General features: G+C 64.3%; 1 protein-coding gene. It reads right to left on the bottom strand.

What is annotated here, in order from left to right; genetic code table 11:
• A partial coding sequence (locus C1X29_RS29915) for an SDR family NAD(P)-dependent oxidoreductase (protein WP_146023308.1) occupies window positions 1–272 on the bottom strand: 272 nt, incomplete at both ends.

Genomic DNA, 272 nt, shown 5'->3' with positions numbered 1-272 from the left:
CGACCAGCGAGTGCGCCGACGCGGTGTTGATGATGCGGCCCCAGCCCTTCTTCTTCATGCCCGGGACGGCCGCGCGAATGGCATGGAAGGCCGAGGACAGGTTGATCGCGATGATCTGGTCCCACTTCTCCGGCGGGAATTCCTCGATCGGCGAGACGAACTGGATGCCGGCATTGTTGACGAGGATGTCGACCGAGCCGAACGACTTCTCGCCGAGCGCGATCATCCCGGCGATCTCGGCCGGCTTGGTCATGTCGGCGGGCGAATAGACC

It is taken from the genome of Pseudomonas sp. GW456-12-10-14-LB2, assembly GCF_002884345.1.
Lineage (GTDB): Bacteria > Pseudomonadota > Gammaproteobacteria > Pseudomonadales > Pseudomonadaceae > Aquipseudomonas > Aquipseudomonas paraglycinae.
The sequence above is the reverse complement of the archived record's forward strand: the minus strand, read 5'-3'. Positions and strand labels throughout refer to the sequence as shown.